General features: G+C 70.4%; 20 protein-coding genes and 1 pseudogene. 5 read left to right on the forward strand and 16 right to left on the reverse strand.

Translation table 11 applies throughout. From position 1 onward, the window contains the following. Positions 1–11: 11 nt before the first annotated feature. Entirely contained in the window at positions 12–1,478 is a 1,467-nt protein-coding gene (locus OG588_RS09260; RefSeq protein WP_405946859.1) for a PLP-dependent aminotransferase family protein, read from the reverse strand. Here OG588_RS09260 and OG588_RS09265 point away from each other — a divergent pair. Next, entirely contained in the window at positions 1,477–2,403 is a 927-nt protein-coding gene (locus tag OG588_RS09265; RefSeq protein ID WP_405946860.1) for a DMT family transporter, read from the forward strand. The genes OG588_RS09260 and OG588_RS09265 overlap by 2 nt on opposite strands. 88 nt (positions 2,404–2,491) lie before the next feature. Here OG588_RS09265 and OG588_RS09270 read toward each other — a convergent pair whose 3' ends face one another. Further along, the gene (locus OG588_RS09270) at positions 2,492–3,889 is read right to left on the reverse strand and encodes an FAD-dependent oxidoreductase (RefSeq protein WP_405946861.1); all 1,398 of its coding nucleotides are present in this window, start codon (positions 3,887–3,889) and stop codon (positions 2,492–2,494) included. Between the two features lie 113 nt (positions 3,890–4,002). Beyond that, positions 4,003–5,247, reverse strand: a complete 1,245-nt coding sequence (locus tag OG588_RS09275; protein WP_405946862.1) for a glycoside hydrolase family 10 protein — start codon at positions 5,245–5,247, stop codon at positions 4,003–4,005. A 169-nt stretch (positions 5,248–5,416) separates the two neighbouring features. Between OG588_RS09275 and OG588_RS09280 the strand changes: the two genes are divergently transcribed. Both OG588_RS09280 and OG588_RS09285 read left to right on the forward strand, forming a co-directional pair. Then, the gene (locus tag OG588_RS09280) at positions 5,417–6,277 is read left to right on the forward strand and encodes a 3-hydroxybutyryl-CoA dehydrogenase (RefSeq protein ID WP_405946863.1); all 861 of its coding nucleotides are present in this window, start codon (positions 5,417–5,419) and stop codon (positions 6,275–6,277) included. A 204-nt stretch (positions 6,278–6,481) separates the two neighbouring features. Further along, complete coding sequence (locus OG588_RS09285; protein WP_327405333.1) at positions 6,482–6,739, forward strand: hypothetical protein; 258 nt, start codon at positions 6,482–6,484, stop codon at positions 6,737–6,739. On the opposite strand, the gene OG588_RS09290 is transcribed toward OG588_RS09285, so the two are convergent. The 10 genes and pseudogenes from OG588_RS09290 to infC form a co-directional block, all read right to left on the reverse strand. Beyond that, positions 6,736–7,350: an NUDIX hydrolase gene (locus OG588_RS09290; protein ID WP_405946864.1), complete on the reverse strand. Its 615-nt coding sequence runs from the start codon at positions 7,348–7,350 to the stop codon at positions 6,736–6,738. The two genes, OG588_RS09285 and OG588_RS09290, sit on opposite strands and share 4 nt — an antisense overlap. An 82-nt stretch (positions 7,351–7,432) precedes the next feature. Next, a complete protein-coding gene (locus OG588_RS09295; RefSeq protein WP_019059893.1) occupies positions 7,433–8,773 on the reverse strand; it encodes a hypothetical protein in 1,341 nt (446 codons plus the stop codon). A gap of 203 nt (positions 8,774–8,976) precedes the next feature. Then, positions 8,977–10,107 carry a PP2C family protein-serine/threonine phosphatase gene (locus OG588_RS09300; RefSeq protein ID WP_405946865.1) on the reverse strand — a complete coding sequence of 377 codons (1,131 nt, stop codon included), beginning with the start codon at positions 10,105–10,107 and terminating at the stop codon, positions 8,977–8,979. A 265-nt stretch (positions 10,108–10,372) separates the two neighbouring features. Further along, positions 10,373–12,877, reverse strand: coding sequence for a phenylalanine--tRNA ligase subunit beta (pheT, locus tag OG588_RS09305; protein ID WP_405946866.1), 2,505 nt, complete (start codon positions 12,875–12,877; stop codon positions 10,373–10,375). Next, on the reverse strand, positions 12,877–14,028 hold the full coding sequence (gene pheS / locus OG588_RS09310) for a phenylalanine--tRNA ligase subunit alpha (protein ID WP_405946867.1): 1,152 nt from the start codon (positions 14,026–14,028) through the stop codon (positions 12,877–12,879). The genes pheT and pheS overlap by 1 nt, the downstream gene beginning before the upstream one ends. Before the next feature lie 166 nt (positions 14,029–14,194). Then, positions 14,195–15,322: an ATP-binding protein gene (locus OG588_RS09315; protein WP_405946868.1), complete on the reverse strand. Its 1,128-nt coding sequence runs from the start codon at positions 15,320–15,322 to the stop codon at positions 14,195–14,197. Between the two features lie 56 nt (positions 15,323–15,378). Further along, positions 15,379–16,218, reverse strand: coding sequence for a TrmH family RNA methyltransferase (locus OG588_RS09320; protein WP_405946869.1), 840 nt, complete (start codon positions 16,216–16,218; stop codon positions 15,379–15,381). A 177-nt stretch (positions 16,219–16,395) separates the two neighbouring features. Continuing rightward, positions 16,396–16,779, reverse strand: coding sequence for a 50S ribosomal protein L20 (gene rplT, locus OG588_RS09325; protein ID WP_019065472.1), 384 nt, complete (start codon positions 16,777–16,779; stop codon positions 16,396–16,398). Between the two features lie 102 nt (positions 16,780–16,881). Further along, positions 16,882–17,076 (reverse strand): 50S ribosomal protein L35, encoded by a 195-nt coding sequence (rpmI, locus tag OG588_RS09330; RefSeq protein WP_019065473.1) that lies wholly within the window; start codon positions 17,074–17,076, stop codon positions 16,882–16,884. Positions 17,077–17,183: 107 nt separating this feature from the next. After that, positions 17,184–17,934 (reverse strand): annotated as a pseudogene (infC, locus tag OG588_RS09335) (translation initiation factor IF-3). Between the two features lie 339 nt (positions 17,935–18,273). Between infC and OG588_RS09340 the strand changes: the two are divergent. After that, positions 18,274–18,645, forward strand: a complete 372-nt coding sequence (locus tag OG588_RS09340) for a DUF1844 domain-containing protein (RefSeq protein ID WP_019065475.1) — start codon at positions 18,274–18,276, stop codon at positions 18,643–18,645. 4 nt (positions 18,646–18,649) lie between these two features. Here the strand turns inward: OG588_RS09340 and OG588_RS09345 are convergent, their stop codons facing one another. Next, positions 18,650–19,384 carry an SseB family protein gene (locus OG588_RS09345; RefSeq protein ID WP_405946870.1) on the reverse strand — a complete coding sequence of 245 codons (735 nt, stop codon included), beginning with the start codon at positions 19,382–19,384 and terminating at the stop codon, positions 18,650–18,652. 150 nt (positions 19,385–19,534) lie between these two features. On the opposite strand from OG588_RS09345, the gene OG588_RS09350 reads away from it, so the two are divergent. Then, on the forward strand, positions 19,535–20,548 hold the full coding sequence (locus OG588_RS09350; RefSeq protein ID WP_405946871.1) for a serine hydrolase: 1,014 nt from the start codon (positions 19,535–19,537) through the stop codon (positions 20,546–20,548). Positions 20,549–20,583: 35 nt separating this feature from the next. On the opposite strand, the gene mycP is transcribed toward OG588_RS09350, so the two are convergent. Both mycP and OG588_RS09360 read right to left on the reverse strand, forming a co-directional pair. Next, on the reverse strand, positions 20,584–21,771 hold the full coding sequence (mycP, locus tag OG588_RS09355) for a type VII secretion-associated serine protease mycosin (protein ID WP_405946872.1): 1,188 nt from the start codon (positions 21,769–21,771) through the stop codon (positions 20,584–20,586). Then, positions 21,768–22,601: a hypothetical protein gene (locus OG588_RS09360; protein ID WP_405946873.1), complete on the reverse strand. Its 834-nt coding sequence runs from the start codon at positions 22,599–22,601 to the stop codon at positions 21,768–21,770. Before OG588_RS09360 ends, mycP begins: the two co-directional genes overlap by 4 nt. Positions 22,602–23,231: the final 630 nt, after the last annotated feature.

The raw sequence follows: 23,231 nt of genomic DNA on the forward strand, positions 1-23,231 counted from the left end.
GCACTTCCGCATCAGAGCACCTCCTCGCAGGCCGCCCGAAGCCGCCGTACTCCCTCCACGATCTCCCCCGTCCCCGCGACCGCCGCGAAGCTCAACCGGACGTGGGCGGCCGGGGGTTCGGCACTGAAGTAGGGGCGGCCGGGGGTGATGGAGACGCCCGCGCGGAGGGCCGCCGTGGTCAGGGACTGCTCTCCCCCAGAGCCGAAAGCCTGGGAGGTGCCCCCAATGCCGTCGGGGAGGCGGAGCCAGAGGTGGTAGCCGCCGGAGGGGATGTGGGGGAGGGCGAGGGAGGGGAGTTCGAGGCGCAGGGCCGTCGTCATCGTGTCCCGGCGGGTCTTCAACTCAGTTGAGATCGCGCGGAGATGGCGGGGCCAGGCCGGGGAGCCGACGAGTTCGAGGGCCGCTTCCTGGAGCGGGCGGGGGACGAAGAAGGTGTCGACGACCTGGATGGCGCGCAGGCGTTCCAGTACCGGGCCGTGCGCGGCGAGTGCGCTGACCCGGAAGCTGGGCGAGGTCGCCTTGGTGAGCGAGCCGACGTGGACGACGACTCCGTCGGGGTCGTCGGCGGCGAGCGGGCGCGGCAGCGGGCCCGCGTCCTCGTGCACCAGCCGTCGTACGAAGTCGTCCTCGACGACGAAGGCGCCCGCGTCGCGGGCGATGCGCAGGATCTCCGGGCGGCGGGCGGGGGCGAGGACCGCACCGGTCGGGTTCTGGAACAGGGGCTGGCAGACGAAGACGCGGGCGCCGGTCGCGCGGAACGCGTCGGCCAGCAGGGGCGGTTTCACGCCGTCCGCGTCCACCGGCACCGGGACCGGACGCAGGCCCGCCGCCCGCGCGATCGCCAACATGCCTGGATACGTGGGGGATTCGACGAGGACGGGTGCGCCGGGCGGTGCGAGGGCGCGCAGTGCGGTGGTGAGCGCGGTCTGGCCGCCCGCGCTCACCAGGACGTCCGCGGCCGTCACCGCTCCGCCGATTCCGCGCGCGAACCACTCGCGCAGTTCCGGCAGACCCTCCGTCGGCGGACGGCCCCAGGCGCCGGGGCGACGGCCGGCCCGGGACAGGGCCGCGGCCAGCGCGCGCTCGGGCTGGAGCGACGGGTGCAGATAGCCGCCGTTGAACTCGATCACGCCCGGCGGCGGGACGGCCAGGGTGGCCAGGACCGCGGACGCGTCCACCGTGCGCGGCACGGAGTCGGCGGTGCCGTCCGCGCTGAGCGCGACCTCCTGCCAGGAGGTGTCCCCGGCGACGGTGGCGGTCACGGGGCGGGGCGTCGCCCGGAACGCGCCGGCGCCGGGCCGGGTGACCACCAGCCCCTCCGCGGCCAGCTGCGCGAGGGCGCGCGAAACGGTCACCGGGCTCACCCGGAACCGCTCGACGAGCGTCCGGCTCGACGGCAGCTTTCCACCGGGAGAGTAGCGATTGAGTTCCTGTCGCAGGTGATTTGCCAGTTCGCCGACACTGCTACGCTCTTGCATGAGAGCACACGATAGCGCTACTGCCCCTAGCCCGATAGCGGTCAGCGCCTCCCCCGCTACGACACCCAGGGTCCGCTCCGGTACCGTCCAGGCCGCGCTCGGTGTGATCGCCTTCTCCCTCACCTTCCCCGCCACCGCCTGGGGACTGGAAGGCTTCGGCGCCTGGTCGTTGGTGGCCGTGCGCAGTGTCCTCGCCGCGGTCATCGCGGGCGGGTGTCTGCTGGCGCTGCGGGTTTCCGTGCCCAGCCGTCGGCACTGGGCCGGGCTCGCCGTCGTAGCCGCCGGAGTGGTGGTCGGTTTCCCGTTGCTCACCACGCTCGCGCTGGAGACGTCAACGACCGCGCACGCGGCGGTGGTTGTCGGTCTGCTGCCGCTGACGACCGCCGCGCTGTCCGCGCTGCGCACCGGCATCCGCCCCTCGCGCACCTTCTGGACGGCCGCACTCGCGGGCGCCGGCGCGGTGCTCGCCTTCACGGTGCAGCAGAGCGGCGGCGCCGTGACCACCGCCGACCTGTATCTCCTCGCCGCGCTGCTGGTCTGCGCGGCCGGCTACACCGAGGGCGGCCGGCTGGCCCGGGTCATGCCCGGCTGGCAGGTCATCGCCTGGGCACTGGTCCTGTGCCTGCCGCTGAGCGTGCCCGCCGCCGCGATCGCGCTGTCGTACGACACCCCGCACCTCACCGCGCACAGCGTGGCCGGGCTGCTGTGGGTCGCCGCCGGTTCACAGTTCCTCGGCCTTGTCGTCTGGTACCGGGGCATGGCCGCCATCGGCGTCCCGAAGGCGAGCCAGTTGCAGTTGGCCCAGCCGCTGCTCACGCTGGTGTGGTCGGTGCTGCTGCTCGGCGAGCACCTGCCCCTGGCCGCCCCGCTGACCGCGGCAGCCGTGCTGGTGTGCATCGCCGTCACACAGCGGGCCCGGAGTTGAGCGGCGCGCGCGTCCCGGCCCCGACTGCGAGATCAGACACCAGGCACCAGGCACCAGGACCTCAAGTCCCCCGGAACAGAACGGTAGTTCAGCCCACAGCCGCGAGGAGTTCGCCGCGGTCCGGGCCCTCGGCGTAGCGTGGTGCGCCGGTCGCCAGTTCGGCGAAACGGGCGGTCAGGCCGGGCTTCGACATGGCGGTCGCCGGGTCGACGAGCAGGAAACCGATCTCGCCCATCGCGCGCATGACGGCGGCGTCCCGAAGGCCGCCCGCCCTTCCGACGACATGCTGGATCCAGCCCTCGTCGTCGCAGTGATGGACCTCGCCCCGGATGTCGGCGTCGATCTCGGCCCAGCGGTATGTGTCCCAGCGGGCCAACCCCGCGCGCAGCGGCTCCAGTTGCCGTTCGGTGCCGGCCGCGAAGCGCAGGGCGAGTTCGACGGGGTCGCGTACGTCCGTCTCGCGCAGTACGTCGCGGAGCAGGCCCGCGTGCAGGATGCCGGCGGTCATGCCGAGGCCGAACTGCGGGTTGGTGGTGGCCCACGCGTCGCCCAGCGCGACCAGTCCGGTCACCAACGGCCGCCCGGCGTACACGAGTTGACGGCGCGCGCTGCGGACACCGCCCATGGCTACGGCCGCCCCGACCTGTTCGCCCTTCGCCCACGGCGCCGGCCCCGGGTACAGCGCGATCGCGCGATGCCAGGCCTCCTCCCGGGCGAGGCCTCTGAGTTCCTGGTCCCGGTCCGAGGTGACCAGGGAGACGGACCAGGTGTCGCTGTCGCCCGGCACGACGACGATCGACACGCTGTTGTGGTGGTGCAGGGGCCAGGGCATGTGCGGGGCACCGCCGCCGTCGGAGGACCGGAAATGCCGGGTGTAGTAGCGCCACCCCCGCTCGATGTGCCGCGGCTGTCTGCCGAGTTCGGGGAACAGCGCGGCGATGTCGGACCGGCCCGAGGCCGCAACGACGAGGTCGGCCGACAGGTACTCGCCCTCGTCCAGGACGAGTCCCGTGACCTGCGGGACGCCCGCGCCGGACGGCCCTTCGGTGAGGAGTCCTCGGGCGCGGGTGCCGCGCCGTACCGTGACCCCTTCGGTGTACTCCGCCGCGGCGAGCAACGCCGCCTCCAGCACGGGCCGCCGCGCCGCCACCGTCGCGAACCGCGCGTCGTCCGGCTCGGCCGCACCCCGGGGCATCAGACGCAGCGCGCCGGCGATCACGTTGTGGGGCCGGCCGCCCCGCTCCAGGACATGGTCGATGGCGTCGGGAAGTTCGTGGCGCAGTCGGCCGTATCCGGCGGGCAGGAGGATGTGCGCGACGGAGAACTGCCCCACTCCTGGCCGCTTCCAGTCCGTGAAGACCCGGTCGGGACCGCCGACGGGCGGCGGTGGATCCTGGTCGACGACGGTGACCCGATGCCCCTCCTTGGCCAGCACCATCGCTGCGACGAGCCCGGTCGGGCCGGCTCCGAGTACCAGTACGTGCATGGCGTGCATCGTGATCAGCTCCTGCGGGACCGGGCCCCTTAGGGGGAAGCCATTGCTCATGCGTCGCTACGCGCATGACCGCAACGCGGTTCACGGTCCCGCGGAGCCGCCCGTCAGCGCGGGGCCTTCGCCGGCTGCTGGTAGTGGTCGGCGACCACCCGCGCCATCGCGCCGACCGGGTCCACCGCGACGTCCTTGGCCGCGAAGAAGACATGCCCGCCGAACTGCGGGTAATTGGCGGCGAGAGTCAGATGCCGGGACAGCTCGGCCGGATCCTGCCAGGCCGCGGGCTGCGCCGGGTCGCCCGCCTTGTACAGCGCCTCACCTGCGTAGAGCCGCGTCTTCGTACCGCGCGCGACCTCCGCCCACCAGGGCAGCAGCTTGGCGTAGTCGGCGGCGGCGAAGCCGATATTCCAGTACAGCTGCGGAACGATGTAGTCGATCCAGTTCTCCCGCACCCACTTGCGGGTGTCCGCGCAGAGGTCGTCGTACGTCTGCACCCCCGCGCGGGTGTCGGAGCCGCGCGGGTCGGTCGCGATGTTGCGCCACACGCCGAAGGGGCTGATCCCGAAGCGCGTGCCCGGGCGGATCTGTTCGATACGGGCCGCGGTCTCGCGGATCAACTTGTCGATGTTGTCGCGCCGCCACGCGGCCCGGTCGGCGAAGCCGCCGCCGTACTTGTCGTAGGCCGCGTCGTCGTCGAAGGTCTGGCCGGCCACCGGGTACGGGTAGAAGTAGTCGTCGAAGTGGACCCCGTCGACCGGGTACTTCTTCACTGCGTCAAGGATCGCGTCCTCGACGAAGGCGCGGACCTGAGGCAGCCCGGGGTTGTAGTAGAGCTTCCCGCCGTACGCCACCACCCAGTCGGGGTGCTTGCGCGCGGGGTGCGAGGCGACGAGCTTGGTCAGGTCGGTGTTGTTGGCGATCCGGTACGGGTTGAACCAGGCGTGGAGTTGCAGTCCCCGCGCATGCGCCTCTTCTACGGCCGTCTTCAGCGGGTCCCAGCCGGGGGCCACGCCCTGGGTGCCGGTCAGGTACTGCGACCACGGCTCGTACGGCGAGGGCCAGAACGCGTCGGCGGTGGGCCGTACTTGGAACATCACCGTGTTGAGGCGGTCGCGGACCGCCGTGTCGAGGTGGGCGATCAGTTCGGTGCGCTGCTGTGCCGGAGTCAGACCCGGGCGGGAGGGCCAGTCGCGGTTGGCGACCGTAGCCAGCCATACGCCCCGCATCTCGGTGACCCCGCGCGGACGCCCTCCCGGCCTCGACGCGTGCCCGGTGTCGGCCGCCGCGCTGCCCGTCGTGGCCAGCGTCGACAGCGCTGCCATCGCGAACGCCCGACGTGACAATCGCCCCATCTGCACACCCCCATACGCTGTGGATCCGTGCCGTCACGGATCGTCTCCGCGCCCCAGAATGCCCGACCCCGGCGATCGATCATCGATACTTGCGGGTAACGTGCACGATCGGAGCAGGCCGTCGAACAACGAGGTCCTGCGACAGTCATAGAGCAGCGAAGGGGACGATGTGACCGACATCGAGCGCGTCGGAGTGGTCGGCTGCGGCCAGATGGGCGCGGGTATCGCCGAGGTGTGCGCCCGCTCCGGCCTGGACGTGAAGGTAGCCGAGACCACCGGCGAGGCCCTGGAGATCGGCCGGACCCGGCTGTTCAACTCGCTGACCAAGGCGGCCGAGCGCGGCAAGATCTCCGCGGAGGAGCTGGCGGAGACGCAGGCGCGGCTCAGCTTCACCACCGACCTCGGCGAGTTCGCCGACCGCGACCTCGTCATCGAGGCCGTCGTCGAGAACGAACAGGTCAAGACCGAGATCTTCCAGGTGCTCGACCAGGTCGTGACCCGCCCCGACGCGATCCTGGCCTCCAACACCTCCTCGATCCCGCTGGTGAAGCTCGCGGTCGCCACCTCGCGCCCCGACCAGGTCATCGGCATCCACTTCTTCAACCCGGCCCCGGTGCAGAAGCTCGTCGAGCTGATCCCGGCGCTGACCACCTCCGAGGGCACGCTCGGCCGCGCCCAGCTGTTCGCCGAGAAGGCGCTCGGCAAGCACGCGATCCGCGCTCAGGACCGCTCCGGCTTCGTGGTCAACGCGCTGCTGATCCCCTATCTCCTGTCCGCGATCCGGATGTTCGAGTCGGGCATCGCCAGCCGCGAGGACATCGACAACGGCATGGAGCTCGGCTGCGCCCACCCGATGGGCCCGCTGAAGCTGGCCGACCTGATCGGCCTGGACACGGTCGCCTCGGTCGCCTTCTCGATGTACGACGAGTACAAGGAGCCGCTGTACGCCGCTCCGCCGCTGCTCCAGCGCATGGTCGACGCGGGACGCCTGGGCCGTAAGTCCAACTCGGGGTTCTACACCTACGGCTGAGCACTTCCCTCGCGGCAACTCACCGTAATACTTTGGCGGTTGCGGGCCCGGCACTCTTCGGAGCGCCGGGCCCGCGCCATTCACACACCGTGTGCGCGCCGGGCCCGCATATGCCGCTCGCACACTCTCCCCCGGTGTCCACCAGGCGAGTTGACTCTTCATGCGCATGCAAGGGATGTTCCGACTACGGAAAGGAGCGGACCCGTGACCGCCGACCCCGAGCATCCCGTGGTCCATGGAGAACTCGCAGAGTTACGCCGCCGCCTCGACGTCGCCTACGCGCGTGTCGAGGGCGGGCTGGCGCTGCTCAGCCATCGCACCGAGGAGACGGACAAGGAACTGGACGATCTGAGCGCGCGAATCGTTGCACTGGAGCACACCCGTTGGCCGCTTCCGGCTATCGCCGCGATGACCGCCGTGGGTGCACTTGTCGTGACTGTCTGGCAGGCCCTGGGACGCTAGAGCCGGAAGGTCGGTGGGTCGGCTGCGGGTTCGTTGTGGCTGGTCGCGCCGTTCCCCGCGCCCCTTTGGGGCGCTGCATCCTCCCCTAGCCTCAAGTGGTGCAACAGCAGTAACGCGGCCGCCATGTTGGCGGCCGGGACCTCCCCGCGGGCGACCATGTCGGGTACGAGTTTGAGCGGCACCCATTCCCGGCGGTCGGACTCGAAGTCGTCCACGGGGTGTCCGGTGTACTCGCCCTCGTCGGCCCAGTAGATGTGGTGCCGGGCGTCCGTGAGCCCGTTGGACGGTTCCACGCTCATCAGGTGGTGCAGGGGCCCCGGCCGCCAGCCGGTCTCTTCCTCCAGTTCCCTGGCGGCCGCGCGCGCGATGTCCTCGCCGTCCTCGACGACGCCGGCCGCGAGCTCCCACCCCCAGCTGTCGGTGATGAAACGGTGCCGCCAGAGCAGGAGAACCTCGTTCGCCTCGTTGACCACCGTCGCCACGGCCACCGGGCGCAGCCGTATGAGGAAGTGGTCGAGGTGCCGGCCGTCGGGTAGTTCGACATCCGCGAGATTGACGCTGAACCAGCGGTTTGAGTACACAGTTTGTTCGTTCTGTTTCGTCCACTGCACGGTTCTGCCACCTTCCGTCGAGTAAGTGGCAATATCGCAGCAGGGACTGTGTTGTGGTCTACGGCGCTTTCCAGGGCGCTCTCTACAGCGGTACGCGCAGTGCCCCGTCGATGAGTTCGGCGGCCTCGGTGGTACCCGCGCAGTCGCTGCGCACCAGGTACTCGCGGACCGCGCGGAGTCTGTCGCGCAGCCGCTGGGACTCCATTCCCCGTGCCTGCTCGGCCATCTGCACCGCCGTGGCCACCGCTTTGTCGGCGTTCCCCTGGCGCAGTTCGATCTGGCTGAGCATGGCCAGCCGGTGCACCCGGCCCCGGTCGTGCGCCGGAGTGTCCACGGCCGCGGTGGCGTGCTCTCCCGCCGCCGTCAGATCGCCCAGGCTGAGCAGCGCCTCCGCCACCTGAACGTTGACGAGGCCCGGTTGGACATAGCCGGTCTCGTCGGGTTCGTATCCGCGCCGGATGCGTTCGGCGGCCTGCTCGGCACGCCGGATGCAGGACAGGGCGCTCGTGCCGTCGCCGAGGTGGGCGTACGCCTTCGCCTGCATCGCGTACAGGTCGGAGGCGAGCGCCGGGGTGATCTGCCGCCCTGCGGCACGCAGCGCGGCCTCCGCGAAGGCGACGGCTTGGCGGAACTCCCGCATGAACAGCGACTGGTTGACGAGCAGCGCGATGACGTACGCGCCAAGTCCCCGGTCGTTGCTGGCCTTTGCGAGCCTGAGTGCCTGGTGGAAGTAGCGCTGGGCAAGTCCGTGCGCGTCGGAGTCGTAGGCGCAGATGCCCGCGATGGCCACCAACCCGCCGGTGGCGCGGTGCAGTTGGCGGCCGGTGGCGTCGGTGTAGCTGCCGCGTAGCAGGGGCGCGGTCTCGGAGTTGAGGAAGCCGACGATGCGGGTGCGGGTCGCGACGCCGCCGGCCTTGCGGTACATCTGCTCGTAGTGGGCGCGGGCCGCGCGCAGCATCTCGATGTCGGCCATGCTCACCCGGTGCCGGCCGCCGCGCGAGACGTCGACGTCGTCGGGCGGGTTCTCCCACTCCCACACGGGCATCACCGCGGGCGTGCCGGTGACCGCGGGGGCGCCGAGGATGTGCGGGCGCTGCTGTTCGTCGGAGCGCCACAGGGCGGTGGCCCGCTCGACGAAGCCGGAGAGGGAGGTGCCGTGCGGGGTGGACGGTTCGCCCGGTACGCCGAGGCCGATGTCATCGAGGGTGACGGGTCTGTGCAGGCGGGTCGCGAGCACCTCGCAGATCAGGTCGGGGACCTGGCCTCGCGGGCGTTGGCCCTTCAACCACCGTGCCACGGCGGTGTGTTCGTACCGTAGCGCGAGCCCTCGGGCCCGTCCCGCCTGGTTCACGTGGGCGGCGAGTCCCGCGTGCGAGATTCCCGCCTCGTCCAGGATCGCGTCGAGGAGTGTGTTGGGCTGCATGGGAGGCCCCCCGGTGACTCGGTGCGGACAGAGTAGTGCGGTTCGGTTCACACCGGGTGTGAACGGAGTGCGCGAATCCGTGGTGTGTGCGCGCTGTTGCGGAGAGTTCCGAACCGGTTGACTGGATTGCCTCGCAAGAGGCCGGCCGGGCCGCCGGCTCCCCCTCGTAAGTGCGGCGGCCTGGCTTTGCGGGGTGGTGCGGACTAAACGGCGTTGTGTTGTGGGTGGTTGGTCGGGTGCGGCGCCATCGTGGCTGGTCGCGCAGTTCCCCGCGCCCCTAGGTAGGGAAGCGCCTGCTTGCGGTCATTGCTCAGGACTAGCAAGGCGACGTCATCCGTGGGTGTGCCGCCCGCATGGCGAAGCAACGCCGTGAAGACTGAGCCCAGTACCAACTGCGGCGCAGGGAGCGGGTGTTGGGCCGCCGCCTCCGCCAAGACATCCCTCAACGGGAAGAAACGGCCCCTCGCATCACGGGCGTCCTCCGCCCCGTCCGTATAGAGGAACAGCGCCTCGCCCGGGAGGAGTTGGCCGCAGCAGACGAACGGCAGCTCCGTCGGCAACGGGAACGGGCCGAGGGGTGGGAGTGGATCCGCACGGGCAAGCGGTTCCACACTCTCCCCGCTCAGCAAGTACGGCCACGGGTGACCACAGTTCAGCCCCCGCACTTCCCCGTCCCTGCCGATCTCCAGCAGCAGGACGGTGACGAACTCCTCGGCAACCGGACTGTCGGGGTCGAGAGCGCCCGTCGACGGGTGTTCAGCGCGGGCGCGTTCGCGCAGGTGGCGGGCGAGGGCGCGCTCCAGGCGGCGCAGGACGCCCTCCAGGTCGGGCTCGTCATGGGCGGCCTCGCGGAAGCTGCCGAGGACGGCGGCGACCGTGCTGATCGCGGAGATGCCGTGGCCGCGTACATCGCCCATCACGACCCGGACGCCGTGCTCGGTGGCGATCACCTCGTACAGGTCACCGCCGACCACCGCACCGCGCTCCGCGGACAGTTGGGCGGCGGCGATGTTCAGCCCGTCGAGGCGGGGCGGCAACGGGCGCAACAGGGCGTTCTGCGCGGCACCGGCGATCTGGCGGATCTGCCGCAGTTCGCGCAGCAAGGAGCGGCGGACCTGGACGATGAGACCGGTGCCGACCGCGAAGAACACCGCACTGGTGACGATGCGTGCGCCCAGGCTGTTCTGCTGGGCGAGCGGACAGGCGAGTTTGTAGGTGATCGCTATGGCGCCCCAGACCGTGGGCAGCCCCAGGGCGAGCGCCCGGCGCAGCGGACGGCGGGCACGCTTCCTCGGGCGCGTCCTGCGGGGCACCCCAGCCTTGATGCGGATCATGCCTGTGGCCCCCCAAATAGGCCCCGACAGCGCAATCGGACCGACCCCGAAAGGCCGGTCCGATTCTGTCGACCACATGCCCCGATCGGGCCACATCACCCGAACTTCTCACCCGAACGAGTGAGCCGACATGAGACACCCGCATTTATGCAGGTGGGACCTTAAACAGGGCCAGGGGAAGCGCCCCGTCTTTCAGGGGCGCGGGGAGCTGCGCGACCAGCCACGAACGACCCGCACCCGGCAGACAACAGCAGCTCCCCACCCCTTAGCCGCGAAGCACGGCCCCGACCCGCTCTCCAGCCAACGCGACCGCCGCATCCCGAGCCGCAGACGCCTCATCAACGGTCAGCGTCCGGTCAGCCGCGCGGAAGCGCAACGCATACGCCAGCGACTTCTTGCCCTCGCCCAGCTGCGCAGCATTCTCGTACACGTCGAACAGCCGGATCGACTCCAGCAGTTCACCCGCCCCCTCACGCAACGCGGCCTCAACACCCGCATGCGGCACAGCCACATCGACAACGAGCGCGACATCCTGCGTAGCAACAGGGAACGTGGAGATCTTCGGCCCCTTGGGAACCCCCGAAGACGCCAACTCAAGGACATCCAGGTCGAGTTCCATCGCACTGGTACGTGCGGGCAGACCCAGCGTCTTCAGCACACCCGGGTGCAACTCCCCCGCGTACCCGATGACTTGCTCAACACCCTCGACGACAACCGCGAGTTCCGCGCAGCGCCCAGGGTGCCAGGGCCCGTACTGCCCACCCCGCACAACGAGTTCGGTCCCGGCCTCCCGCGCCAGCACCCGAGCCGCCTCGACCGCGTCGGCCCAGTCGGACGGACGCCCCTTGCCCCACCAACCGGCCTGCTCACGCGCGCCCGCGAGGACGACCGCGGCATGCCGGGGCTGGACGGGAAGCGCCTCCGTAAGAGAAGCGATCTCCTCGTCGGTGGGACGCCGGTCGACAGGCAGCCGTACCGCGATCTTCAGCTCTTCACGCGGGTGGAAGACCAGCCCGGTCTCGAACAGCGCGAGATCATGCGAGCCCCGGCCGTCGTTCCGACGCAGCGCACCGAGCAGCCCCGGCAGCAGCGTCGTACGAAGCGCCGGCTCCTCGTCCGAGAGCGGGTTGACCAGCTTGACGACCTTGCGGTTCGGGTCGTCGGTGGCCAGGCCGAACTGGTCGAAGACGTGCTCGCCGATGAAGGGGTAGTTCGGTGCCTCGACGTAACCGGCACCGGCCAGCGCGCGGCCGATGCGGCGGTGCAGGCGCTGGCGATCGGTGAGGCCCCGGCCCGCGGGGGGCTTGGGGAGCGTGGAGGGCAGGTTCTCGTAGCCCTCCAGGCGGATGACCTCTTCGGCCAGGTCGTTCGGGTCCGTGAGGTCGGGGCGCCAGGACGGGACGGTGACGATCAGCTCGTCCTGCCCGTACACGTCGCAGCCGACCTCCTGGAGACGCCGTACGACGGTCTCGCGGCCGTAGGCGACACCCGCGACCTTGTCCGGGTGGTCCGCCGGGATGGTGATGGTGTGCGGGGCCGACGGGGCGATGACCTCGGTGACGCCCGCGTCCGCCGTGCCGCCGGCGAGGAGGACCAGGAGGTCGACCGTGCGCTGCGCGGCAGCCGAAGCGGCCTGCGGGTCGACGCCGCGCTCGAAGCGCTTGGACGCCTCGGAGGCCAGCTTGTGGCGGCGGGCCGTACGCGAGATGGAGAGCGCGTTGAAGTGCGCGGCCTCGACGACGACCTCGGTCGTGGTGCCCTCGGTGTCGTCGATCTCCGTGTTGGCGCCGCCCATGACGCCCGCGAGGCCGATGGGTCCGCGGTCGTCGGTGATCACCAGGTCCTCGGCGTCCAGCGTGCGCTTGGCGCCGTCGAGGGTGGTGAGCTTCTCGCCCTGGGTGGCCCGGCGCACGCCGATCGGTCCCTGGACGCGGGAGCGGTCGTAGGCGTGCAGGGGCTGGCCCAGTTCCAGCATCACGTAGTTGGTGATGTCGACGGCGAGCGAGATCGGGCGCATGCCCGCCTTCTGGAGGCGGCGCGTGAGCCAGAGCGGGGAGCGGGCCTCGGGGTCGAGGCCGGTCACCGTGCGGGCCGTGAAGCGGTCGCAGCCCATCGGGTCGGAGACCCGGACCGGGTAGCCGAAGGCGTTCGGCTGCGGGACGTCCAGGAGGGCCGGGTCGCGCAGCGGGAGGCCGTAGGCGGTGGCGGTCTCGCGGGCGACGCCGCGGATCGACAGGGCGTAGCCGCGGTCGGGCGTGACGGCGATGTCGAGGACCTCGTCGACGAGTTGGAGCAGCTCGATCGCGTCGGTGCCGACCTCGTGCTCGGGCGGCAGCACGATGATGCCGTGGGAGCCGTCGTCGCCCATGCCGAGCTCGTCGCCGGAGCAGATCATGCCGTGCGAGGTCTTGCCGTACGTCTTGCGCGCGGCGATCGCGAAGTCGCCCGGCAGGACCGCGCCGGGGAGGACCACGACGACCTTGTCGCCGACGGCGAAGTTGCGGGCGCCGCAGACGATCTCCTGGGGCTCACCGGTGCCGTTGGCCTGGCCGACGTCGACCGTGCAGAAGCGGATGGGCTTCTTGAAGCCCTCCAGCTCCTCGATGGTGAGGACCTTGCCGACGACGAGCGGGCCCTTGAGGCCGTCGCCGAGCTGCTCGACGGTCTCCACCTCGAGGCCGACGGAAATGAGCTTGGCCTGGACGTCGCGGCCGGTCTCCGTCGCCGGCAGGTCGACGTACTCCCGCAGCCAAGAAAGCGGGACGCGCATCAGATCTCCATCCCGAACGGCCGGGTGAACCGGACGTCGCCCTCGACGATGTCTCGCATGTCTTCGACGTTGTGGCGGAACATCAGCATCCGCTCGATGCCGAACCCGAAGGCGAATCCGCTGTACTTCTCCGGGTCCACACCACAGGCGACGAGCACGCGCGGGTTGACCATGCCGCAGCCGCCCAGCTCGATCCAGCCCTCGGAGGAGCAGGTACGGCAGGGGCGGTCGGGGTTGCCGACGGACTCGCCCTTGCAGACGTAGCAGAGCATGTCCATCTCGGCGGACGGCTCGGTGAAGGGGAAGTAGTTGGGCCGCAGCCGGGTCTTCATCTCCGCGCCGAAGAGCGACTGGACCATGTGGTCGAGGGTGCCCTTGAGGTCGGCCATGGTCAGGCCCTCGTCGATGGCGAGGAGCTCGATCTGATGGAAGACCGGGGTGTGCGTGGCGTCCAGCTCGTCGGTGCGGTACACGCGGCCGGGGCACACGATGTAGACGGGCGGCTCGCGGTCCAGCATGGCGCGGGCCTGCACCGGGGACGTGTGCGTCCGCAGTACGACACCGGACTCATCGCCCGAGCCCGCGGCGGAGCCGCTATCAGATGCAGCCTTGGGGCCCTGGACGAAGAAGGTGTCCTGCATCTGCCGGGCCGGGTGGTCCGGGGTGAAGTTGAGCGCGTCGAAGTTGAACCACTCCGCCTCGGCCTCGGGGCCCTCGGCGATCTCGTAGCCCATGGACACGAAGACGTCGGAGACGCGCTCCATGAACGTGGTCAGCGGGTGCCGGGCGCCGGCCGGGACGCGGTCGTACGGCAGCGTGACGTCCACCGCCTCCTCGACCAGGACGCGGGCGTCGCGGTCGGCCTCCAGCTCGGTCTGGCGGGCGGCGAGGGCCTTGTTCACCGCGCCCCGGGCCTGACCGACGAGCTTGCCGGCCGCTGCCTTGGCCTGCGGGGGCAGCGCGCCGATCTCGCGGTTGGCGAGGGCGAGGGGGGAGGTGCCGCCGGTGTGGGCGACCTTGGCCTCCTGGAGCGCGTCGAGGTCACCGGCGGCGGCGAAGGCGGCGAGCGCCTCGTCCCGCATGCGCTCGATCTCTTCCGGTTTCAAGGCCTCGACCTCTACAGGGTCGTACGACTTATTCGGTGCCGACATCTCTTCCCGTGCTTCCGGTTGGCTGGCGGATGGTCCCCGTCCCGACTCGACTCGGGGGACGCGTCGTCGTCCCTGAAACGGGGACGCAAAGGTGCCAAAGGCCGAGTCTAACGGGGGTGAGGCAGGTGACATCGCCCGTGGGGCCTCGTCGGCGGCTGCGGCAGGGCTACTGCAGATACGCCGGGGTGCCCACGGGCAACATAAATCGGAACTCGGCGCCGCCACCGGGGGCGCGGCCGACCGTGATGGTGCCGCCGTGGGCCTCGACGATGCCCTTGACGATGTACAGCCCAAGTCCGGTGCCGCCGCGCTTGCTGCCCCGCCAGAAGCGGGTGAAGACGCGGTTCATGGACTCCTCCGGGATGCCTGGGCCCTCGTCGCTCACCGTCACCGAGGTGCCGGTCTCCTCCCCTTCTCGGGGGGAGGCCGAGGCCGTGACGTCGATAGTGACGGTTCCCTCGCCGTGCCGCACCGCATTTTCCAGCAGGTTGCTGAGCACCTGGTCGACCTTGTCGGGGTCGGCCCACAGATCGGGCAGCGGCTGTTCGACGCGGAGCAGGAACCGGTCGGCGGTCTGGCCCGCGGCGACGTACGCCTGGATGTGACGGCCGACGGCCGCGCCCATGTCGACGGGCTGGCGGCGCAGCTCCAGCCGCCCGGAGTCGATGCGGGAGATGTCGAGCAGCTCGGCGATGAGCCGGGTGACGCGGTTGGCGTCGGCGTCGACGGTCTCCAGCATCAGCCGCTTCTGGTCGTCGGTGAAACGTTCCCACTTGGCGAGCAGGGTCGCGGTGAACCCCTTCACGGAGGTGAGCGGCGAACGCAGTTCATGGGCGACGGTGGCGATCAGCTCGGCGTGACTGCGCTCGGTACGACGCCGCGCCTCGGTGTCGCGAAGGGAGACGACGACCCGATGAACAGGACCGAGGGGTTCCGTACGGACGTAGCGCGCGGTGACAAGAACCTCATGACCACCCGGCAACAACAAATTCCGCTCGGGCTGCCGCACCCGAATGGCCAACCCACCATAGGGATCGGTCAGTTGCCACCACCGTCGCCCCTCCAGGTCCTCTAACGGGAGGGCCTTCTCCAACCTCTGCCCGAGAGCATCGGAGGCGGCGACGGACGTGATGCGCTCGGCGGCGGCGTTGAAGCAGACGACATGCCCGTGCTCGTCGGCGATGACCAGACCGTCGGCCAGTTCGTCGGGGTCGATGCCGAGGTCGTCGTGCCGGGCCTCGGACGGCCGAGGCACACCCCGTGCTCCCGGCGCGCTGCTCGTGCCGACAGTCATCCCCGTACCCCACCTCTTCTCATACGGCGCAGGTGGCCCCCGAGCTGGTCACCCTACTAGCTGCCGGTGACAGAGCGGCACCCTCCGGAGGCGCGCTGTGCACGCGCCGACGCATACAGACATACGGCGGCGGCGGTGGCCAGGTTCAGGCTCTCGGCCTTCCCGTGGATCGGAACCCGCACAACGGCGTCCGCAAGCGCCCGAGTCTCCTCCGGAAGCCCCCACGCCTCGTTCCCGAACACCCAGGCGGTAGGCCCCCCCATGGTCCCCTGATCCAGCTCGTCGTCGAGGTCATCGTTCCCGGCCCCATCAGCGGCAAGAATCCGCACCCCGATCCCCTTGAGCCCGGCCACGGCCTGCTCGACGGGCACCCCGACGGCAACGGGCAGATGAAACAGAGACCCCACGGAGGCCCGAACGGCCTTCGGGTTGTAAAGATCCACAGAAGCATCGGTCAGTACGACGGCCTCGGCCCCGGCGGCATCAGCACACCTCAGAACGGTGCCGGCATTCCCGGGATCCCGCACATTGGCAAGCACGGCAACAAGTTTGGGCCGGCTACGGAGGATCTCCTCGAACGGAGTGTCGAGAAACCGACAAACCCCGACCAGCCCCTGCGGCGTCACGGTCGTGGAGATGTCGGCGATGACCTGCTCGTCCGCGAGATGCACCCGAGCCCCGGCATCACGGGCTTCGCCGACGATGTCGGCGTACCGCTCGGCGGCTTCAACGGTGGCGAACAGTTCGACGAGCGTGTCCTTGTACCCCGCTGCCTCCCGCACGGCTTGCGGCCCCTCGGCCAGAAACAACCGCTCCTTGCTCCGAAAATTCCGCCGCTCAAGCCGCCGAGCAGCGGCGACGCGGGGGGAGCGAGGGGAGATGAGGTCGGGGGACATGCTCTGCTTCACCTTCAAATCTCAGGCCAACCGCAACCCCCCTAGGGGCGCGGGGAACTGCGCGACCAGCCACAAACGACCCGCACCCGAACAACAAACCGGGGCCAGGCCAGCGACAAAGGGCCCGCAGGCAAAAACCTGCGGGCCCTTCAAGTCACCGCTCAAGCCAGCGCAGCGTCACGCAGCCTTGGGCGCGTTCACGTCGCTCGGCAGAGCCTTCTGCGCAACCTCGACCAGCGCAGCGAACGCACCGGCGTCGTTGACAGCCAGCTCCGCGAGGATCTTGCGGTCGACCTCGATGTTCGCCGCGTTCAGACCCTGGATGAAGCGGTTGTACGTGATGCCGTTGGCGCGAGCCGCAGCGTTGATGCGCTGGATCCACAGCCGACGGAAGTCGCCCTTGCGCTTCTTGCGGTCGTTGTAGTTGTAGACCAGCGAGTGGGTGACCTGCTCCTTGGCCTTGCGGTACAGGCGCGAACGCTGACCGCGGTAGCCCTTGGCGGCCTCGAGGATCGCCCGGCGCTTCTTGTGGGCGTTGACTGCCCGCTTGACGCGTGCCACTTGTTTAACTCCTTGTAGCGGGGCCGTGGTTGGACTCACACGGCCCGGAATCGATGGGGTCCCGGTCCAGACGTACGGCGCTCAACGCGAGCGCCGCGTACGTCACTTGCCGAGAAGCTTCTTGATCTTCTTGGCGTCGCCCGGGGCCATCTCGGCGTTGCCGGTGAGGCGACGCGTCACACGGGACGACTTGTGCTCGAGCAGGTGGCGCTTGCCGGCACGCTCGCGGAGCACCTTGCCGGAGCCGGTGATCTTGAAGCGCTTGCTGGCACCGCTGTGCGACTTGTTCTTCGGCATAGCGCCGTATCTCCTCGTCGGTGGCGCTCCGGTGCCCGGTCGTGAAACCGGGCACGGGTGGAGCGTCGCTCTTGTTTCGGTTACATCCCCGGACTGGCGTCCTGGGATCAGGCGTCGGCGCGAGCCTCGGCCGGGGCCTCGACGGTCTCGACCTCGGTGACGTCGCCCTCGGTGACGTCGCCCTCGTCAACGATCTCCTCGTTGACGCTGTCCTCGTCGTCGAACTCGGACTCCGCGGCGTTCTGCGACTTGCCCGGGTTGGCCTTCGCTTCCGCCTTGCGGACCGCCTGGGCCTCACGGGCCTCGGCCATCGCCTCGGTCTTCTTCTTGTGCGGGCCGAGAACCATGATCATGTTTCGGCCGTCCTGCTTCGGGTTCGACTCGACGAACCCGAGGTCCTCGACGTCCGTGGCGAGACGCTGCAGCAGTCGGTAGCCGAGTTCCGGCCGGGACTGCTCGCGACCACGGAACATGATCGTGATCTTGACCTTGTCGCCCTGCTTGAGGAACCGGACGACGTGACCCTTCTTGGTGTCATAGTCGTGCGGGTCGATCTTCGGCCGGAGCTTCATTTCCTTGATGACCGTGTGCGCCTGGTTCTTGCGCGCCTCACGGGCCTTCATGGCCGACTCGTACTTGAACTTCCCGTAGTCCATGAGCTTGCAGACCGGCGGACGTGCACTCGCCGCAACCTCGACCAGGTCCAGGTCGTACTCCTGCGCAAGCTCAAGGGCCTTGGCAAGCGGAACAATTCCGACCTGCTCGCCGCTCGGACCGACAAGTCGCACTTCGGGAACGCGAATCCGGTCGTTGATACGGGGCTCGGTGCTGATGGATCCTCCTCGGTTAGCACCACACGGCCATCTGGCGGACGGCCGCGTTTGTCTTTGGTAGACAGACCTAACCGCGCCGGAACACAAAAAATGCCCCGGACGATCACAAGACGGGGCTCCAAAACACTGCCGGAGCACCGCCGCGATGGTCGCGGGGCGCAATATCGGGCGACTCCATCGTCCGTACGGAACGATGGTGACCGCCTGACCGGGGTGACCCGCCGTCCGTGAGGACAGTCAGGTGGGAGATCGGAGCCTCCACTTGTTGGCCGGGCACAGCAGTGCCTGGCCGGTCATCACACAAGGTTAGCAGCTCCCCGGGGGTGGTGCGAACCGCCGTACACCGGGCCCTATCGTGTGGGGCATGAGTGACACGCCTCCCGAGTCCACCAATGTTGACGCCCCCGACTTCGACGCCATGGCCCGCGACATCGCGGAGGTCCCGGCGGTCGAGGTGATCGTGACGGTCGCCGTCAATCTGATGAGCGCCGCCGCCGTGAAGCTGGGTCTGACCGAGGAGGGCGACAAGTACAAGGACCTGGACGAGGCCCGCAAGCTGGTCACCGCCCTGGCCGGCCTCCTGGACGCGAGCGCGACCGAGATCAGCTCGTTCCACGCGGCCCCGCTGCGCGACGGCCTGAAGTCCCTCCAGCTGGCCTTCCGCGAGGCGTCCCTCGTCCGCGACGAGCCGGGCCAGGGCCCGGGCGAGAAGTACACGGGCCCGATCTACGGCTAGCAGCTCACCCCATACGTACGAACAAGGGCTCGCCCGGAGGCGTCGTCCCGGCCGGCAGAACCGCCAGGTCGAGGCCGCGCACCAGGCGGGCCCTCAGCGTCTCGTCGGCGGCGAGGCGGCGCGCGACCGCGTGGATGCCGGCGTCGTGCGGTACGGCGGGCTCGAAGACCAGCGCGAGGGTGCCGTCGGCCCGGCCGGGGCCGAGGTAGGCACGCAGCACCGCGCCCACGTCGGCGACCACGGCACGCACCGCCGCCACGACCACCGGGTCGGCGAGCGGGTCCACGCTGGTGCGCCCCTCGGCGAGGGCCAGCAGCACGGGCCCCGACAGTTCGAAGGGCACCGGCCCCGCCATGTCCAGCACCACCGTGTCCGCCTTCTCGTGCGCGGCGGCCTGGAGTGCCTGGTGCAGCGGTACGGCCACGGGCCGGGCCGCCGGGTCCCAGCGGGCCAGCGAGTCGGTGGACGTGAAGGCGGGCAGCGCGGTGCGGCCGCCGGCCTTCAGCGTGGGCACGGCCATGTCGCTGGTCTTCTCGTGGCGCAGCCCGTTCTCGTCCTCCTCGACCTCACCGAGCACGGCCACCACGGGCACGAGCAGCCGGGCGCCCTTGAGGGCCTCCAGGACGGGCCCTACGGCACTGCGGTCCTCGGCCCAGGCGGCGAGCGCCGCGCTCAGTGCGGGGTCGGCCGTGCCGTCGTCGTCGGAGTAGCCGGAGTCGGGAATGTTCTTGTTCGCCACGGTGACCGACCCTATCGGGGGGATGCTGCAGGGCTTGTGCGGGTCCTGAAACGCGGGGGACACAGCTTTCACACGTTTCTCAGACACCGTTGACAGACATCTAACTTTCGTCTCACGTACCGCACAGTCGCCGCGCCCACCATCGCGGGCATGGAGTCTTCCAGAGCCGCCCGCCGAAACCACCGCGCGCGTTCCTCCCGGCGCCGTCCGCTCCCCTATATCGCCCTCGCCGCCGTGGCCGTCGTGGGCGTCACGGCGGGGGGAACCGTGTATGTGAAGGCGCACGCGCACTCCGGCGTCGTATCGTCGGCGGCGGCGCCGTCGGCCTCCGCGTCGGCGTCGGGCAGCCGGGAGGCGACGGTGGAACCTGTGACGCAGCCGACGGTCGACTACGACGCGCTGCTGGCGAAGGCGATGAAGTCGGTGACTCCGACCGGCGACCAGAAGGTGTCGGTGGCGGTGCTCGATCTGACCTCCGGCGAGAGCGCCACGTACGGCGGCACCGCCTTCGACACGGCGAGCATCGTCAAGGTCGACATCCTGGCGACGCTGCTGCTCCAGGCGCAGGACGCGGGCCGGCAGCTGACGGCGACCGAGAAGTCGTACGCCACGACGATGATCGAGAACAGCGACAACGACTCCGCGTCGACGCTGTGGCGGATCATCGGCAAGGCGGGCGGGCTCGACGCGGCGAACAAGACGCTCGGGCTGACGGGCACGACCGGCGGCGACGACATGCTGTGGGGCCTGACCCAGACCACGGCCGCCGACCAACTCACCCTGCTCCAGCAGGTGTTCGGCGACGACTCGAAGCTCAGCTCGGCGTCGCAGTCGTACATCCAGGGTCTGATGAAGCAGATAGAGGCCGACCAGCAGTGGGGGGTGTCGGCCGCCGCCGACGGCTCCAAGTGGGCGCTGAAGAACGGCTGGTTGGCGCGCAGCACGACCGGCCTGTGGGACGTCAACAGCATCGGCCGGGTGACCGGCGAGGACGGCGACACGTACCTGGTCGCCGTCCTGTCGAAGGGCAGCACGACGCAGACCAAGGGCATCTCGCTGATCGAGGCGGCGGCGAAGGCGGGAGTGGCCGCGTTCGGCAAGAACGGCGGTTCGTCTACGACGGCTTCGGCATCGGCGTCAGCGACGGCTTCGGCGACGGACTGAGCGGCTGTCTGACGGCCGCGGCCAACTCCCCCTGCTCACACCTGCGTTGAGAATGCCTCGGGGTGTCGGCGTCGGCCGCGCCACAGGACCACCGCGGCCACGAGGAGGACTCCGCCGACGCTGCCCGCGAGGGGGCCCGCCCAGTCGGAGGTGTGGCTGTCCGTCTTGGCGGCGTCCGGGCCGGAGCCGAAGTACTTCTTGCCGTAGGCGGTGGACGTCAGGCCGGTGGGCTTGAGGCCGGCGGCGGCCTTGATGGCGGCGGCGGGGTCGATGAAGCCGTAGCCGCGGGAGTCGTCGCGGCCGCCGGCCGGGGGGTTGCGCGCGGTGTCTTCGAGGAGCTTCTTGATCTGGGCCGGGGTCAGCCCCGGGTGGGCCGCTTTGATGAGCGCCACCGCGCCCGAGACGAAGGCGGAGGCGGCGCTTGTCCCCCACCCCTCGTAGTACTTGTGGTCGGGGTCGGCGATGACGACGTTGACGCCGGGGGCGCTGACCGTGGCGTACCAGCGGCGGGTGGAGAAGGAGGCGCGGGTGCCGAAGCGGTCCACGGCGGTCGCGGCGATCACGCCCGGGTAGGCGGCCGGGTAGGAGACGTGGTCGCCCTTCTCGCCGCCGTTGCCGGCCGAGGCGACGACGGCGACGCCCTTCTTCAGGGCGTACTGCACGGCCTCGTCCTCGGCGGGCTCCGGGTGCGCGGAGGCGGAGTCGTCCCCGAGGGAGAGATTGATGACGTCGGCGCCGTGGTCGGCGGCCCAACGGATGCCGTCCGCAAGGGCGTTGCCGCGGGTGGTGCGGGCCTTGGCGCGGGCGGAGTCGCCGTCTTCGAGGATCACGCGGACGGGGAGGATCTTGGCCTCGGGGGCGATGCCGATGACGCCGTCGGTGTCGCCGGGACCGTGTCCGTGGCCGGCGATGATGCCGGCCATGGCGGTGCCGTGGCGGGCCCAGGCGCGGTCGCCCGGCTTCGCCCCGAAGCCGACCATGTCCTTGCCGGCCAGGACGTTGCCGGTGAGGTCGGGGTGGTCGGCCTCGACGCCGGTGTCGAGGACGGCGACGGTGATGCCCTTGCCCTTGGTGGTCTGCCAGACCTCCTGGGTGTGCATGGCGTCCAGGGCCCATTCCTGGGCGCGTATGCCGTCGGCGTGCGCGACGGTGGACGGGACCAGGGCGAGGGAGGCGGCCAGGAGGGCGCTCAGCAGACCGGCCCGGCGGACGGTGACGCTCATGAGGTCTTCTTCTCCGAGGTCGTTGAGGCCCCCGAGGGCGAGTCGACGGTCTTGCGCAGGCTCCGCTCGACGCGGTCGGCGAGGCCCTGCGCCTCGTTGCCGAGACCGGCCTGGGCGGGAGCGTCGGTGCTACCGGACGTGACGGCTTTGTCGGCGGGTTCGGGTGCGTCGACCTTACGGCCGTCCGCCCAGCCGGAGACGGCGTAGACGACGACGGGGGCGTCGGTGAGGACGGAGACGGTCCACGAGGCGCGCTGTTTGTCGCCGAAGGCGGCGGCGAGGGTGCCCTTGGCGGCGTACGGGCGGGGCATGAGGTCGGTGCGGTTGGCGAGGTTCTCGTTCTTGAAGCGGGTGGAGAGGGCGGTCATCGTGGCGCTGTCGGCCTTGGCGAAGAGGATGCCGACGGTGGTGACGTAGCTCTGGGTGGCGTCGGTGTAGGTGGCGCGCAGCAGCCGCTGGCAGCCGACCGGGGCGAGCACGTCGCGCAGCAGCGGATCGAAGGCGTTCGCACAGCCGGTGTCCGGGGCGACGGCGATCCGCGTCCAGGTGCGGTCGGCGCCGCCTGGGCCGGCCCCCTGTCCCTGCACGGTGGGCGGGAAGAGCTGATCGACGGGCACGCTGTGCCACAACTGCCCGGCGGCGGCGAAGGAGGTGGCGCCGCTGTCCACCCCGTCATCGCCGGTGAGCCAACTCCCGGTCACCGCACCGCCGATGAGCCCGAGACCGAGCACGACACAGACGGCGACAGCGGCGGTACGGGACCGCAACCGCGCCCCCAACGGCCGCGCCCGCACCCGCTCGTCGTACCCCTCGGGCTCCCCGAACGACACAACCGGCCGCCCCTCACCGGGGTTGATGGGCGCGCTCCAGGAAAAGGCGGGGTCGGGGCCGGGATCGACACCGGGGCGCGGCATTTCGGATGCGGGGCGGGTGGGGGTGCCGGGGGGTGAGGGGGTCCAGGCGGGGGTGTGGGGGGTGGTGCTGTTGGAGGTGGGTCCAACTGGGGTGCTGGGGGCGGTGGTTGACCGGGGGTGGGTCTTGGTGTCGTCGGCCGTGGGCCCGACTGGGGTGCTGGGAGCGACGGTTGACCAGGAGCGGGTCTTGGTGTCTTCGGTGGGCTCGGCTGGGGTGCTGGGGGCAGCTGGCGACCAGGCACGGGTGTCGGCGCTGTCGGCGGCAGGCCCAACTGGCTTGCTGGGGGCGGCCGGTGACCAAGCACGGTTGTCGGTGTCGTCGACGGCGGGGCTCTGCGCGGCGGACGCGGAGGCGCCGGGGCCGGATGCGGTGGTTCCGGCAGAGTGGGCGTCGGCCGGGCGGGTGCCGGAGGGATAGGGCGCGTTGGCACCGGAGGGCGACCACGCACCACGACTGGGCGCGCCGCCTGTGGGGTCCGTGAACGACTCGCCTCGCCAAGGGGTGCCCGACCGGAGTTGGTCGGTGGGTTCCGAGGAGGGCTCCGG

This window comes from Streptomyces prunicolor (assembly GCF_045162825.1).
In the GTDB taxonomy this organism is placed as follows: Bacteria; Actinomycetota; Actinomycetes; order Streptomycetales; family Streptomycetaceae; genus Streptomyces; species Streptomyces prunicolor.